This window comes from Psychrobacter sp. W2-37-MNA-CIBAN-0211 (genome assembly GCF_040309405.1).
In the GTDB taxonomy this organism is placed as follows: domain Bacteria; phylum Pseudomonadota; class Gammaproteobacteria; order Pseudomonadales; family Moraxellaceae; genus Psychrobacter; species Psychrobacter glaciei.
Genome location: NZ_JBEOOU010000301.1, coordinates 1 through 263 on the forward strand (window position 1 = coordinate 1; position 263 = coordinate 263).

General features: G+C 49.0%; 1 pseudogene. It reads right to left on the reverse strand.

Going from position 1 to position 263, the window contains the following annotated elements:
- Positions 1-263, reverse strand: a pseudogene (locus AAEY72_RS15325) (D-cysteine desulfhydrase family protein); the annotation flags it as partial.

The window sequence follows — 263 nt, forward strand, 5'->3', positions numbered from 1 at the left end:
GCTAGAAGCGAAGATAATATGGCTAAAATCTACCTTTAACGCTTCACGCTGCGCGTTAAGCTCTTTGTACGCCTCGATAAAGGCCACCGCACCTAATTCATTAGAGCCGCCGTAAGGAATGACATAAGGTTTTTTGCCCTCAGCTTTTAACTGTGCCACGAGGGCTGGAATATCTTCCCCCTTACGGTTCTCGCCTGCCCAATGGATATGGCAGCCGTAGACTTTATCGAGTAGTAGATTACCTTGCGGCTGCTCGGGCTCTT